At 61.2% G+C, this 13,651-nt stretch carries 14 protein-coding genes; 5 read left to right on the top strand and 9 right to left on the bottom strand.

Annotated elements, in window-relative coordinates:
- Nucleotides 1-6: 6 nt before the first annotated feature.
- From ABF990_RS01140 to ABF990_RS01150, 3 genes are all read right to left on the bottom strand, one after another.
- Nucleotides 7-759, bottom strand: a complete 753-nt coding sequence (locus tag ABF990_RS01140) for a glycine betaine ABC transporter substrate-binding protein (protein ID WP_415490025.1) — start codon at nt 757-759, stop codon at nt 7-9.
- A 206-nt stretch (nt 760-965) separates the two neighbouring features.
- Nucleotides 966-1,322 (bottom strand): hypothetical protein, encoded by a 357-nt coding sequence (locus ABF990_RS01145; RefSeq protein WP_415490026.1) that lies wholly within the window; start codon nt 1,320-1,322, stop codon nt 966-968.
- A 210-nt stretch (nt 1,323-1,532) separates the two neighbouring features.
- Nucleotides 1,533-2,600 carry a lipid A deacylase LpxR family protein gene (locus tag ABF990_RS01150; protein WP_415490027.1) on the bottom strand — a complete coding sequence of 356 codons (1,068 nt, stop codon included), beginning with the start codon at nt 2,598-2,600 and terminating at the stop codon, nt 1,533-1,535.
- Between the two features lie 375 nt (nt 2,601-2,975).
- Here ABF990_RS01150 and ABF990_RS01155 point away from each other — a divergent pair, with 375 nt between their 5' ends.
- On the top strand, nt 2,976-3,659 hold the full coding sequence (locus ABF990_RS01155; RefSeq protein WP_415490028.1) for a cold-shock protein: 684 nt from the start codon (nt 2,976-2,978) through the stop codon (nt 3,657-3,659).
- 279 nt (nt 3,660-3,938) lie between these two features.
- On the opposite strand, the gene smpB is transcribed toward ABF990_RS01155, so the two are convergent.
- The 4 genes from smpB to ABF990_RS01175 are packed head-to-tail and all read right to left on the bottom strand — an operon-like array spanning nt 3,939 to nt 6,985.
- Nucleotides 3,939-4,445, bottom strand: coding sequence for an SsrA-binding protein SmpB (smpB, locus tag ABF990_RS01160; RefSeq protein ID WP_415490029.1), 507 nt, complete (start codon nt 4,443-4,445; stop codon nt 3,939-3,941).
- Between the two features lie 2 nt (nt 4,446-4,447).
- Nucleotides 4,448-5,338: a 4-hydroxy-tetrahydrodipicolinate synthase gene (gene dapA, locus ABF990_RS01165; RefSeq protein WP_415490030.1), complete on the bottom strand. Its 891-nt coding sequence runs from the start codon at nt 5,336-5,338 to the stop codon at nt 4,448-4,450.
- A gap of 10 nt (nt 5,339-5,348) precedes the next feature.
- Nucleotides 5,349-6,245, bottom strand: a complete 897-nt coding sequence (locus tag ABF990_RS01170) for a prephenate dehydratase (RefSeq protein ID WP_415490031.1) — start codon at nt 6,243-6,245, stop codon at nt 5,349-5,351.
- Nucleotides 6,242-6,985 (bottom strand): 3-deoxy-manno-octulosonate cytidylyltransferase, encoded by a 744-nt coding sequence (locus ABF990_RS01175; protein ID WP_415499580.1) that lies wholly within the window; start codon nt 6,983-6,985, stop codon nt 6,242-6,244. Before ABF990_RS01175 ends, ABF990_RS01170 begins: the two co-directional genes overlap by 4 nt.
- Nucleotides 6,986-7,094: 109 nt before the next feature.
- On the opposite strand from ABF990_RS01175, the gene ABF990_RS01180 reads away from it, so the two are divergent.
- From ABF990_RS01180 to ABF990_RS01195, 4 genes are all read left to right on the top strand, one after another.
- A complete protein-coding gene (locus tag ABF990_RS01180; RefSeq protein WP_415490033.1) occupies nt 7,095-7,592 on the top strand; it encodes a c-type cytochrome in 498 nt (165 codons plus the stop codon).
- Between the two features lie 60 nt (nt 7,593-7,652).
- Nucleotides 7,653-8,450 (top strand): histidinol-phosphatase, encoded by a 798-nt coding sequence (hisN, locus tag ABF990_RS01185; protein ID WP_415499579.1) that lies wholly within the window; start codon nt 7,653-7,655, stop codon nt 8,448-8,450.
- 98 nt (nt 8,451-8,548) lie between these two features.
- Nucleotides 8,549-9,808 carry a phosphoglycerate dehydrogenase gene (serA, locus tag ABF990_RS01190; protein ID WP_415490035.1) on the top strand — a complete coding sequence of 420 codons (1,260 nt, stop codon included), beginning with the start codon at nt 8,549-8,551 and terminating at the stop codon, nt 9,806-9,808.
- Between the two features lie 3 nt (nt 9,809-9,811).
- On the top strand, nt 9,812-11,326 hold the full coding sequence (locus tag ABF990_RS01195; protein WP_415490036.1) for a YifB family Mg chelatase-like AAA ATPase: 1,515 nt from the start codon (nt 9,812-9,814) through the stop codon (nt 11,324-11,326).
- A gap of 168 nt (nt 11,327-11,494) precedes the next feature.
- On the opposite strand, the gene metC is transcribed toward ABF990_RS01195, so the two are convergent.
- Together metC and ABF990_RS01205 are read right to left on the bottom strand one after the other, a co-directional pair.
- Nucleotides 11,495-12,706, bottom strand: a complete 1,212-nt coding sequence (gene metC / locus ABF990_RS01200) for a cystathionine beta-lyase (RefSeq protein WP_415490037.1) — start codon at nt 12,704-12,706, stop codon at nt 11,495-11,497.
- A complete protein-coding gene (locus ABF990_RS01205; protein ID WP_415490038.1) occupies nt 12,703-13,551 on the bottom strand; it encodes a sulfurtransferase in 849 nt (282 codons plus the stop codon). Before ABF990_RS01205 ends, metC begins: the two co-directional genes overlap by 4 nt.
- Nucleotides 13,552-13,651: the final 100 nt, after the last annotated feature.

Genomic DNA, 13,651 nt, shown 5'->3' on the forward strand with positions numbered 1-13,651 from the left:
CCCCCCTTAGCGGGGAATAAGCCTGCCGCGCTGCCATGCCTCTGCGGCTTCATCCGCGGTCATGCCGTCGACTCTCATGGCGTAGTCCATGGCGCTGATGATCTTTACGCTCAGCATCAGTTCATCCAGTTCGTCGAGCAGGTCCTGCTCAAGCTCCGTGTCCAGTCCGGCGCGCAGCAGCATACGGGCATGCTGTTCGGGTCCGAACGCGCCTTGCGGGTCCGACAGGATCGTGAACCCGCCCTGGTGGAACAGGAAGCAAGGCTGCACCAGCGGCATCAGAACCAGATCCTTGCGCGTGAGGGCGGCGTTCAGTTCGGCCAGTGCTTCCTCATCAGGCAGGACCTTGAGCGTAAAGCCAGCCGCCGCAAGGCCATAGGTTTCAAGAACCTTCCGCATGGGCTGTTCGAGTGATTGCGGCGTGACGATACTGCGGGAGAGTTCCGGCCCGGCCCGGGCAATATCGGCCAGAGAAGTCATGGCCGTCTCTTCGGCGGAAATGCAGCAGCACGCACCGGGCTGGAACAGGTCCCCCAAGGGGGTAATGCCGGGGCCGATCAGTTCGGCTTCATCCTCGGGCAGCCATGCCGCCACATACAGGTCGATTTCGTTCTTGCGCAGCAGGGCGGCAAGAGCCTCCTTGGGGCCGGTGACAATTTCCGGCTCGACGTCATTGGCTTCCAGAACACGGATGATGGCCGCCGCTGTCGCCTCATGCACGGTGGAGGCTGGATATGCGAGGGTGAGGGTGTTCATCATGCGGTCCTTTGCGCTGGTCTGGTCAGGCGGAGAAGTGTGCCCTGTCCTTGCAGCAGGAGAAATGCCCTAGGCAATCCCTTAATTGAAGATACCGGCATCCTTTGCAGGTGTTGCAAGGCACGAAAAATAAAAAACCGCCTTCCCAGAAGCTGGTAAAGGCGGTTTGGAGAAAGAGAGAAACTGCAAGCCGAGGTAAATTCGGGGTTTTATGCCGCCACGATATTCTGTTCGCGGGGCAGAACGGGGCGGATCATGTTCAGGGCGTCGGCGAATGACGTGAAATTACCCAGTGCCGTGTCACGGATGGCATCCATGACCACCCAGCGATTGCCACGGGAATAGACTTTGTAGGCCGGGTCGGGGGTTTCGCGCACCCAGACCAGAACGTAGCCTGACGATATGCCAGCCTGTTTCTGTTCGGCGGGGAAAATATCCGCGTCGCTTACGCCCATGGGCATACCCGCCTCGACCCAGCGATTAAGGTAATCGCGATGGCGGGAGAGAATTTCCATCTGGAATGGAATGATGTTGCAGGCACGTGCTGTTTCAGAATCGTACAACATAAGTTCTGCGTTCCCCTCGAAACCACAATCGATCTCTCTGTTTCAAAGCTTAGAGGGGGGTATGAGGTTGCGCTACATCAAACAGGAGGCTTGCGCCTCAAAATAAAGCACCTCTTAAGGGTAGTGACGCAAAAACCACAAAACAGGGCGTAAATATGCTACTTTTTGCCCTATTTTTATTCTTTCGCCCACAATTTAGGCAATTTTGTCTCAGAATTTCGCTGAAACCGTCACCGAACCATAGTTGAACAGGCCGGATTTCGCGCCGTTGAACTGCTGTGTCTGCCAGACCTGGCTGTAGGACACCCGAAGACCGCAGAACATGAATGCAAGACCTGCATGAATTTCACCCACATCCCACTTCTTGATCACATGCAGGGAATTCGAGCGCATGGTGTTGCCCTGGAGCGAGGCATCGTAGGCGACAGCCTCTCCCTCGACGCCGCCGAATACATACCAGGCAAAGGGGCGCTGTGACTTGTAGGCGTCCGTGCCGTCCGTGCCGGCGGCCTGAATGGTGGGAATGCCGAAATCGGCATTGAGCCCCTGCCCTATGCGGATCATGTCACCGATTCGGCCATAAATCTGGTAATCGCCAATGGCGGCGGAGCCTGACGGCAGCGTGTCGAATTCGATCCCCGCCACTTGACCCAGCGGCATACGCCAGATTCGGCCGCCCTGAACCTGAAAAATGGGCTGGTTCTGCAACTGGTGCGCCCAGCCCTGGTTGGGGGTGTCCCCGATCAGGTTGTGAAAGCCGTTCTGCACTTTCTGGCCCAGCCCCGCCGGACCCATGACGCCGAATTCAATCCCGAACACGCTGCGCGTGGTGTCCGTGTCGGTAATCAGGTTGACCGAGCCAAGCAGCAGGCCCGCATAGGGCCGGTCACGCAGGCGGCTGGTCTGTTGCGGTCCCGGTCCCCAGGGGCTGGACACCTGCGTATCGCGCGGCGTGAAGATCAGTTGCTGCAGGCCGATGCTGATCCGCTGGACCCCCGCGCCCCAGATTGCCTTGCTGATGGCGGCAATCGGTGTGGGCAGCGTATTGGTGCCCGATGTCCAGTTGATACGCTCGCCACTGGTATAATACTGATCTGACGTGCCCTTGAGGGTGGACGCCGCGTCGTTTTCACCCTGAATGGTCCATGTGCCCTGGTTGTCCGCCGCCGGGGTGGCGCTGGCCTGTAGGGGTATGAACAGGGCCGTTCCACCCAGAATCAAAAGGGAAGCCAGGGTGGCGCGTCTGACGCAGGGCAATGGTTTGGTGTCGGCAGACACGGGCTTCTCCTATGGCCTTCAGGGCGGGCAGTTTCTCATGGCGCATGTTTAAAGGATTGCGGGGCTGCGCGGAACCCTGTTTCCCCGGATGGGACTGAATGGGTGCGATGTCACGCGGGATGGTATGCATGCCGCATCACAAAAATGTGAGAAATGGAAAAGATAGGTGAACCCGTGGGGGATTACGTGCTTTTCTGTAGCCGTCCGCTACGTGCTGTGCTACGGAAACAGCGGGTATATTGCAGAATTCTCAGGACCGGGGAACGGTGGGTTTTTGTTCAAACTAGGTGAACCTGTCAACCTGTTCCGGCGATCTGCCCATTTTTCAATATTCCGAGAAGCGTCTGCCTTCTCCGCACTCCAGGATCAAGACCGTTGAAAAGTAACAGGACCGACCGCAGCCCCAGATCACCTCGCCGCGGCGGATTTGATGACGATTACATGCCGATGCCTTCTTTTGGCGAACGTCCCTCCTTCGGGGATCGTGGGGGCTTTGCTCCGCGCCGGACGCCGGGCGGCGGTCCGCAGGTCGTGGCTTCCGGTCCGGAAGTTGGCGCGGCCGTCAAGTGGTTCAACGGTGAAAAAGGCTTCGGCTTCGTTGAGCTGGCTGATGGTTCGGGCGACGTCTTCCTGCACGCCAATGCACTGTCTCAGGCTGGTGTACAGGGCGTAAACCCTGGTGCTACCCTGGTTGTGCGTATCGGTCAGGGCCCCAAGGGGCGCCAGGTTGCCGAAGTCATCTCCGTCGATGAAAGCACCGCCCAGCCCGAACGCCCGCGTAGCGCGGCTCCTGGTGGTCGTCCCGGTTTTGGTGCGCGTCCCGCACGCCCTGCTCCTGATCTGAGCAGCGCTGAAGACACGCGTGGTACCGTCAAGTGGTACAATGCAGTCAAGGGCTTTGGCTTCATTACGCCTGAAGGTGGCGGCAAGGACATCTTCATTCACGCATCTGCTCTTGAGCGGTCCGGGCTGAGCAGCCTGAACGAAGGTCAGGGTGTGAATGTCAAGGTTGTGCAGGGCCAGAAAGGTCCGGAAGCGGCTGAAGTGACATCGGCCTGATCGGTCGGCCTGTCTAAAAAGGAAAAGCCCCGGATCTGGTCCGGGGCTTTTTTTTGTTCAGGTCGCGCCCTTAAAAGACAGAGTTTAAAGACTGCCTGAGTTTTAAAGAGTGTCTGACGTTTTTGCGACCTGTAACCGGGGTATGGCGAGCCTGACCGAGCTGTCACGCCTGGGGTCTGGGCGTGATTGTAAAAATCCAGCCAGCACCTCCGGTTGGTAATGCCGCGTTCCGAGCAAGTTTCCGGGTTGAGTTCTGTTGCCGATGAAAAAGGGACCTGTTCAGTAGTCCCCTTTGCCCTTGTTGCGGATCAGGCGTGCCTTGTCGCGTTGCCAGTCGCGGTCCGCGACGGTCTGCCGTTTGTCGACGCTTTTTTTGCCGACACCCAGCCCTAGTGTGACTTTGGCCAAACCACGATCATTGAAGTGGATGTCCAGCGGCACAAGGGTGGCGCCCTGCTTGGCAATGGCCCCCATATATTTGCTGACCTGCTTGCGGTGCATCAGCAGTTTGCGCGGCGCACGGGAGTCGAAGCGTGAAAGGACGCCGCCCTGGTATTCGGGTATGTAGCTGTTGAAAAGCCACAACTCGCCATCGCGTTCCCCAGCGAATGCTTCGCTGATCGTGGCACGTCCCAGCCGCAGGCTTTTGACCTCGGGCCCTTTGAGTACCAAGCCGGCCTCGATCGTTTCCTGAATGGCGTAGTTGAAGCGTGCCTTGCGGTTCTGCGCTACCATGCCGTGCGAAATCATCGGGCTTTTGCCGGATTTCCCTGGTTTTTGCGCCATAGTCAGTCAAGCAGCCCGACAGCGACCAGGGCCGCGCGTACTTTCTCGCGCGACGGTTCGCTTATGGGGGCCAGTGGCAGGCGGCATGTTTCACCGGCAAGACCCAGCAGGCTTGCTGCGTATTTGACCGGGCCGGGGCTGCTTTCGCAGAACAGTGCGTCATGCAGGGGCAAAAGCCGGTCCTGCAGGGCTATGGCATCCGCCACCCGGCCGTCTTGCCATGCCTTTTGCACGTTCGCGCACAATGCCGGGGCCACGTTGGAGGTCACGCTGATACAGCCATCTCCGCCTGAAGCCAGGAATGCGACGGCCGTACCGTCTTCCCCCGATAACTGGTTGAAAGGCTTTTCCACGGCCTGACGGACCTGCAGGGGGCGCAGCAGATTGGCCGTGGCATCCTTGACCCCGGTAATATTGCCGTGTCGCGCCAGACGGGCCATGGTTTCAACGCTGATATCCACCACCGAACGACCGGGTATGTTGTAAAGAATGACCGGGATGGAGACCGCATCCGCAACGGCCATGAAGTGCCGGTAAAGCCCTTCCTGGGTGGGTTTGTTGTAATAGGGAGCGACCACCAGCACGGCCGCTGCCCCGGCTTTTTGTGCATGCAGGGCAAGGTCGGTGGCTTCTGACGTGCTGTTGGAACCGGCCCCGGCAATGACCGGCACGCGCCCGCCCGCGACCTTGATCGTGCGTTCGACAACGGCATGGTGTTCGGCATGGCTTAGAGTCGGGCTTTCGCCCGTGGTGCCGACAGCGCACAGGGCGGACGTGCCCTCTGATATCTGCCAGTCGACGAATTTTTCGAATGCGGCGTAATCCAGGCTGCCATCGCGGTTCATGGGCGTGATGAGGGCGGTAATGGAACCGGAAAAAGAAGTGTCAGACATGGGCAGTGGCTTATCCTGATATTGCGTTCGCTGGCGTGGAACGCTGCGTGTCCTGCCCTTTGTGAGGCATGTGGTGGCGAAAGGGCGACTGTTTGTAGACACCCAGAATTTTGGCACTTTCGGCGAAAAATTCAAGCTCGGCCAGTGCCTTGCCAAGCTGCGGGTTGTCGGGGTGGCCTTCCACGTCCATCAGGAAGCGGGTGGCGGCAAAGGTCTCGCCCGACATATAGCTTTCAAGCCGCGTCATGTTCACGCCACTGGTGGCGAAGCCGCCCAGCACCTTGTAGAGCGAACCCGGAACATTGCCCACGCTGAAGATAAGCGTTGTCATGACATGGGGGCTTTCGGCCGGCGGGCGTTCTGCCGTGCGTGAGGCAATGTAAAAGCGCGTCGTGTTATGGCTTGCATCTTCGACATTGCGCTTGAGAATTTCCAGACCGTACAGTTCCGCCGCCAGGGCCGATGCCACTGCGGCTTCCTCGGGCCGGTTCCACAGGGCGACCAGTTCGGCAGCGCCTGCGGTGTCGAATTCCGTCACGGGGGTCAGGTGATACGTGGCGATAAGCTTGCGGATCTGGTCCATGGCCACGGGATGGGTATGCACGCGCCTGACCTGTTCCATACGGGTGCCCGGTACAACCAGCAGGCAGTGTTCGACGCGCTGGAAATGTTCGCCCACGATATGCAGCCCCGCCGCGGGCAGCAGGGTATGGATATCGGGCACGCGGCCGGCAAGGCTGTTCTCGCAGGCCAGCATGGCCAGATCGGCCTTGCCGTCATGCACAGCTTCGATCGCGTCGGCAAAGCTCCGGCATGGCAGGGTTTTCCACCCAGGTCGTGCGTTGCGGCAGGCCAGATCAGAATAGGCGCCCGGTGTGCCCTGAAAGGCTATAACCTGTTGTGTCATTTCTTCGCGGCTCCGAGTAGGCGGCGCGCCCGTTCCAGATCATCGGGCGTATCGACGCCGAACGGGGCCGCCTGTATGCGTGTGCATCCGATACGCATACCAGATTCCAGCGCCCTTAACTGTTCGAGGTTCTCTCGTTTTTCAAGTCCGGATGGCGGCAGGTCGACAAATTGCGCGAGGGCAGCCCTGCGCCACCCGTACACGCCGACATGGTGCCACAGGGGGCCAGCCCCCCATGGAATGCTCTGGCGTGAAAAATACAGGGCGGGTGCGTATGCCTGCCCGGACGAAAAATCGCACGCGACCTTGACCACGGACGCCGCGTCCCGCTCGGCTTCGGACGTGACGGGGGCGACCAGTGTGCCAATATCGAACCGTTCGTCACGCATGAGGTCGACAACGGCACGCAGATCCCCCGGCGGGAAGGTTGGCAGATCGCCCTGCAGATTGATGATGAGATCGTGCCTGCTGTCCGGATCGATCCGGCATGCGGCCTGCCAGGCGCGGTCAGACCCGGATGGCAGGTCGGGATCGGTCAGAACCGCCGTGCCGCCAGCCCGGGTTACGACATCGCATATCGCCTGATCGGCAGCGGCCACGATCACCGGCCCGACGGCCGCTGCCAGGGCTGCGTTGAGCACATGCACGATCATGGGCATGCCTGCGATATCGGCCAGAGGCTTGTCGGGCAGGCGTGTGGATGCAAGCCGGGCAGGTATGACAACGAGAGGCGACACCATCAACTTGCTCCGGGATACGGCGCGGCTTATAGCCGGTGAGGAAAAGTGCGCGGCAGTCTAGGAAAGCTGCCTTGCAAACGCAACGGGGCGAAAACGAGGTGCGCCGGATATGAATGGCACGGACCTGAACAGGCTGGGTATTGCGACGGTGCTCAGCATACTGGTTTTGGCTGGGTGCTACGGAGTTGCCTGGGCGTTGCTGCCCGACGCGGCCCCCCCTCGCCCGGTTTTTCCCGTATCGGGAGCGCGGGCCGTGCCAATGCCGCAGCTTATGGCCCAGGCCGATGCCAGCAGGGGCCGAAATGTGGTTGAGCAGGTCTGCGGCGGGTGTCACGCACTTCAGCCCGGCATGGGCGACAGCGTGGGGCCTGTTCTGTTCGGTGTTTTCGGTCGCGCCGTGGCGTCCGTGCCCGGATATGCGTATTCCCCCGCGCTGAAACGTCATGCCGGGCAGGTGTGGAACGCGCAGGCCCTGTCCGACTGGCTGAGCGGTCCCGATCGTTTTGCACCGGGCACGCGCATGTCTTTTCCCGGTATTGCGGACAGTGCGCAAAGAGCGGATATCATCGCTTTTCTGCAGACCCTGCGTGCGGCACCTTCTCCCTGATCCCGTCACGCAGCCCCTGCCCTGTTCCAGCCCCGCCCCTGTTCGTGGAAGCACCGTCGGATGACCCAGAGCGAATACGACCTTTTTGCAGAAATCGCCACCATGCTGGCCGATGCCGCGTCCTGCGTGGTGCGGCCGTGGTTTCGGCGTGCGGTGGCGGTAGAAAGTAAAAAGGATGCAAGTCCCGTCACGGTGGCGGATCGCAGCGCCGAACGGGTCATGCGGGCCATACTGGCCGAGCGCCTGCCCGATCATGGTATTTTCGGAGAGGAATTCGGGCAGGAAAACGCAGATGCACGTTATCAGTGGCTGCTGGACCCGATCGATGGCACCCGTGCGTTCGTGACCGGGCGCCCGCTGTTCGGTACGCTGATCGCCCTGCTCAGGGATGGCAAGCCGGTTCTGGGCCTGCTTGACCAGCCCGTACTAGGTGAGCGCTGGCTGGGGGTGGCAGGGCGGCCCACGCTGTTTTCCTCTCCTCTGGGTGGGGTGGCTGGGGCCAGGCAGTCTGTCGCTCTGGCCGATGCAGAATTGTCCTGCACGTCGCCCGAAATGCTGGAATGCGCCCCGCATGACGGCTGGAAGGCGCTCAAGACCGCCGCCCGGCGCATGACCTGGGGCGGAGACTGCTACGCCTATGGCCTGCTGGCCATAGGGCAGATCGACCTTGTGGCCGAATGTGACATGAACCCGTGGGACTGGGCTGCACTGGTTCCGATTATCGAGGGCGCTGGCGGGGTCATAACCGCATGGGATGGCGCATCCTTGAAAGTGGACGGGGACCGCACCGTTCTGGCCGCGGGCTCTCCCGCCCTGCACCGGGAGGCGGTCGCGATCCTGAACGCCCGTGCGCACTGAAAGTGGCGTGTTCTTGCGCGCAGGGCACGTGTGCTCTGTTCATTCGGGCTGTTTTGCGATAGGGCAGCACTTCGGCACAACAACGACGGTCATTCCATATGAGCATGAGCACGCACCTGTCTCTTTCCAAGGACAAGATCCGTATTCTTCTGCTGGAGGGCATTCACGACAGTGCTGTCGCTCTTTTGAAAGCCTGCGGATACGAAAATGTCGTGCGACAGAAAGGCGCACTGGAAGGGGCCGCCCTGCGCGAAGCCCTTGAAGGCGTGCATATTGTCGGCATTCGGTCCAGAACGCAGTTGACCAAGGAAGTGATCGACGCGGCGGATCGGCTGATGGCGATCGGCTGCTTCTGCATCGGCACCAACCAGGTCGATCTGGATACCGCCCGTATGGAAGGTATCCCGGTTTTCAATGCGCCTTACAGCAATACACGCTCTGTCGCCGAACTGGTGATGGGCGAGATTGTCATGCTCATGCGCCGGATTTTCCCCCGCTCGGTGGAGTGCAACCAGGGCACATGGAACAAGTCGGCTGCCAATAGCTGGGAAGTGCGTGGAAAAACGCTCGGGATCGTGGGGTATGGCTCCATCGGTTCGCAGCTTTCCGTGCTGGCGGAAGCCTTTGGCATGCGCGTGATCTACTACGATGTGGTGGATAAGCTCGGCCATGGCAATGCAGCACCGGTCGACACGCTGGAAGAACTGCTGGGCCAGAGCGATGTGGTCAGCCTGCATGTTCCGCAGTTGCCCACGACAGCCAACCTCATGGGTGCGGCCCAGATCAAGGCCATGAAGCAGGGCTCGTTCCTGATCAACAATGCCCGTGGCAATGTTGTCGATCTGGACGCACTGGCCGAAGCTGTCAAAAGCGGGCAGTTGCTGGGTGCGGCGATTGACGTGTTCCCCAAGGAACCCAAAGGCCCGGGTGACAAGCTTTCCACGCCCATCATGGGGCTGGAGAATGTCATCCTGACCCCGCATATCGGTGGTTCCACGGCAGAAGCGCAGGAACGGATCGGGGTTGAGGTCGCGCGCAAGCTGATCGAGTATTCCGATGTGGGCTCTACCCTGGGGGCGGTCAACTTCCCCGGTGTGCAGTTGCCGCAAAGCCCGCGTGGCACACGTTTCATGCATGTCCACCACAATGTGCCGGGCATGATGATGAAGCTGAACGAAGTGTTCCTGCGCGAGTCCTGCAACGTGACGGCGCAGTTTCTCCAGACCGATGGAGAAATCGGCTATGTGGTGATCGAAGCCGACACAGGTGGCGATACGGAACTGGATGACCGCCTCCTTCACGCCCTGCGTGAGCTTGACGGCACGGTGCGTGCGCGCCTGATCTACAAAGGCAAGTAAGCCATGAACGCGAACGCGGGGATGATGAATTTCCGCGTTCGCAGCTTTGCTTTTTCCGGTATCGAGGCGCGGCCCGTCTGGGTCGAGGTGCAGGTTGCCAGCGGTTTGCCTGCCTTTCTGGTTGTCGGCCTGCCCGACAAGGCGGTGGGTGAAGCGCGTGAGCGTGTGCGTGCGGCGCTGACCTCCATAGGGCTGGCGTTGCCCGTCCGCCGTATTCTGGTCAATCTCGTTCCGGCCGACCTGCCCAAGGAAGGTTCGCATTTCGACCTGCCCATCGCCCTTGCCCTGCTGGCGGCCATGGGGGTTATTCCCGGCGAGGAACTCAGCCGTTTTGCGGCGCTTGGCGAACTCTCGCTTGACGGGCGCATCAACTCGGTTTCCGGCGTGCTCTCGGCCGCGCTCGAAGCAGCGGCAATGGATCTGGGGCTGATCTGCCCCGCACCCCAGGGGGAGGAAGCGCTGTGCGGGGGCGATATTTCCATTCTCGCCGCCCCAAACCTTTTATCCCTCATCAATCATTTCAGTGGATTGCAGGTGCTGACCCCGCCGGTTTTTTCGGCGCGGCCTGCCTTGCCGGATCGGCCGGAACCGGACCTTGCAGATGTCAAAGGCATGGAAACCGGCCGTCGCGCGCTGGAAATCGCGGCGGCGGGTGGGCATTCCCTTCTGCTGTCCGGCCCGCCGGGGGCTGGCAAATCCATGCTGTCCGCCCGGCTTGTCGGCCTGTTACCGGACCTGAGCGCTCTGGAAAGCCTGGAAGTGTCGCGCATATACAGCGCTGCGGGCTTGCTCAAGGACGGTCGCCCTTTGCGGCGACCACCTTACCGTGATCCGCATCATTCTGCCAGCCTGCCGGCCCTTGTCGGTGGCGGAGCACGCGCCCGACCGGGGGAAATCAGCCTTGCGCATTGTGGCGTCCTGTTTCTGGACGAATTGCCAGAGTTTTCACGCGCGGCGCTGGAATCCCTGCGTCAACCGCTTGAGACCGGTCGCATCAGCATTGCCCGTGCAGCCGCCCATGTCGCCTACCCTGCCCGTTTCCAGTTTATTGCCGCCATGAATCCGTGCCGCTGTGGCTATCTGGGCGATGCCACGCGTGAGTGTCGCAAGGCTCCACGTTGCGGGGATGAGTATATGGCACGACTGTCGGGCCCACTGCTCGACCGGATCGACCTGCATGTCTCGATGCAGCCATACGAACCTCTGTCGTATATGGCGGCCCCTGCGGGAGAGAACACGGCAACCGTTGCTTCGCGCGTCAAAGCCGCGCGGGACGCGCAGTCCGGACGGCAGGGTGCGCACAGGAATGCCGAGGCCGTGCTGGATGTCCTGCGCCTGTCCGGCCCCGCGCAGGACATGGCACAGGCGGTTGCCACGCGATTTCGTTTTTCCGCCCGTGGTTATACCCGTCTGATACGGGTTGCACGCACCATTGCCGATCTGGCCGGGTGCGCTGAAATCCAGCCCGAGCATATCGCCGAAGCAACGACCTTTCGCGTACGCGCGCCCAGCCAGTAAAGACGCGCGGGGCGTTGCCTGAGGCCTACCCGGAAAGACCGGGAATGCATCAGGCAAGGTACACTGGACGTAGCGCCTATGGCCAGACGCTGCCCCTACCCATGCTGTCCGAACAAGGTGGGGCGTGGTCTTCCGGATGCTTCAAGCATGCCGGGATACCCGGTCGGTTCAGGCGTTCTGCGGTAGACCTGCAAGGGCTTGTTTCAGGTCACCTATCAGGTCATCCGCATTTTCCAGCCCGATCTGCAGGCGAAATCCCGGTCCCTGCCCTGCCGGTTCGGCAAAGCTGCGCGAGATCGAGCCAGTGCTTGGCAGGACAAGGCTTTCATACCCCCCCCATGATGCGCCAATGCCGAAATGATGCAGGCGTTCGACCAGCTTTTCCATTTCCTCCTGACTGTAGCAGGGGTTCAGGACCACGCCGAACAGGCAACCCGCACCGCTGAAGTCACGCTGCCATATGGCGTGGCCGGGGCAGTCCGGCAGAGCCGGGTGGAGCACATGCATGACCTCGGGCTGCTCTTTCAGCCATTGTGCGACATGCAGGGCCGAGCGGGCCTGCTGTGACAGCCGCACGCCCATGGTGCGCAGGCCGCGCAAGGTCAGCCAGCATTCGTCAGGACCGCAAAGCTGACCGGTCTGGATGGCGGCGTCGCGCAGCAGGCGCCAGCTTTGCGGGTCCGCGACCGTAATGGCCCCGGCAATGACGTCGGAATGGCCGGCGGGATATTTTGTCAGCGCCTGGATGGAAACATCTACCCCGTGGCTGAAGGGGGAGAAAATGCCAAATCCCCAGGTGTTGTCCAGGAACAGTCTCGCGCCGTGGTCATGGGCGACGGCGGCCAGCATCGGAACATCCTGCACCTCGAACGTGTGGCTGCCGGGGCTTTCCGCAAAAACAACCTTGGTGTTGGGGCGCATGAGTGCCGCCACGGCCGCGCTGTCGGCCATGGGGGGGAAGTAGGAAATCTCGACCCCGAAGCGCCTGAGCATGGTTTCGGCAAAGCGGCGGGTGGGGCCGTATATATTGTCCGAGAACAGGCAGTGATCTCCAGCGCCCAGAAACGCGAGCAGCGGCAGGGTGCAGGCGGCAAGCCCCGAGCCCACAAGCTGGCAGTCCGTCCCGCCTTCCACTGTGGCGATCACCTTTTCCAGTTCGTGCTGGATGGGAGAACCCATCGCCCCGTAACCGCTGGTGTGGTCGTATCGCTGGTGGCCCTTGCGGTTCATGGCGTCGAGCGAGGGAAACAGAACCGTCGAACCGCGTGTGACCGGCATGTTGACAAAAACACCGTCGTCCGAGGGTGTGGGGCGTGCGGCGCCGGACAGGACCGTGCCCAGACGCTGCCAGCCGCCCGTTACTTTGCAAGGGTCGGTCATGGCGCGCGCTCCGTAGTGACGGGAACCCCCGGCGTGCTGCCCCATTCGGCCCATGATCCGTCATAAAGCGCGCCTGCCCCCAGGCCCGCCGTGCACAGTGCGACAGTCAGGACGGATGCGGTCATACCCGAGCCACAGGTCGTGACCGCGCTGTCGGGTGTGGTCACTCCCAGGTCATTGAAAAGGGCTTTCAGTCTTTCGGCCGGCAGAAAAAGCCCATTGTCATCCAGAACGGTCTTGTAAGGCAGGTTGCGCGCGCCCGGCATATGGCCCGACACGACACCGGGACGGGGTTCTGGCACCTGACCGAAAAAACGCCCCTCTCCTCGCGCGTCCAGTATGGGGCGGCTGGCACTGGCGACAATGTCCTGCATGTCGCCCAGTCCCACGATACGGGCATAGGTCGTGTGCGAACGATAGGCAGCTGGTGGAAATGCCGGTGTCGTGGCATTTGTCACGGGCAGGTTGCGGCGGCGCCATTCGGGCAGGCCACCATGCAGGATATGGGCGTTGGCATGGCCGAACAGCGTTGCAAGCCACCACGCCCTGCACGCGGACGCCACATTGCCCTGATCGTAGAACACGATGCAGTCTTTGTCCGAAATGCCCATCTGGCCCATCAGGCTGGCAAAGCGCCCGGCCGAGGGTACCGTGTGGGGCAACTGGCTTTGCGGGTCCGAGAACAGCTCGATGTCGAAATACTGGCTGCCTATGATGTGGCCCTGGGCGAATATTTCGGCCGGGGTTGATGTCTCGCCGGGGAGCAGGGCGCTGGCATCAAGCAGGAACGGTTTTGAATGCCCGCAGAGCGCCAGAAAATCGTCTATCGAAATAAGGGGTGACATCGTTCAGCCTGGTTCGGGTTTTGCCTGTTTGTAAAAGCCATCATACCGTCCCGGCAATTATGTGAACACCATTTCCTGTCGCCAGACTGCCCTGCCGTGA

The organism is Acetobacter sp. (assembly GCF_047723915.1).
Lineage (GTDB): Bacteria > Pseudomonadota > Alphaproteobacteria > Acetobacterales > Acetobacteraceae > Acetobacter.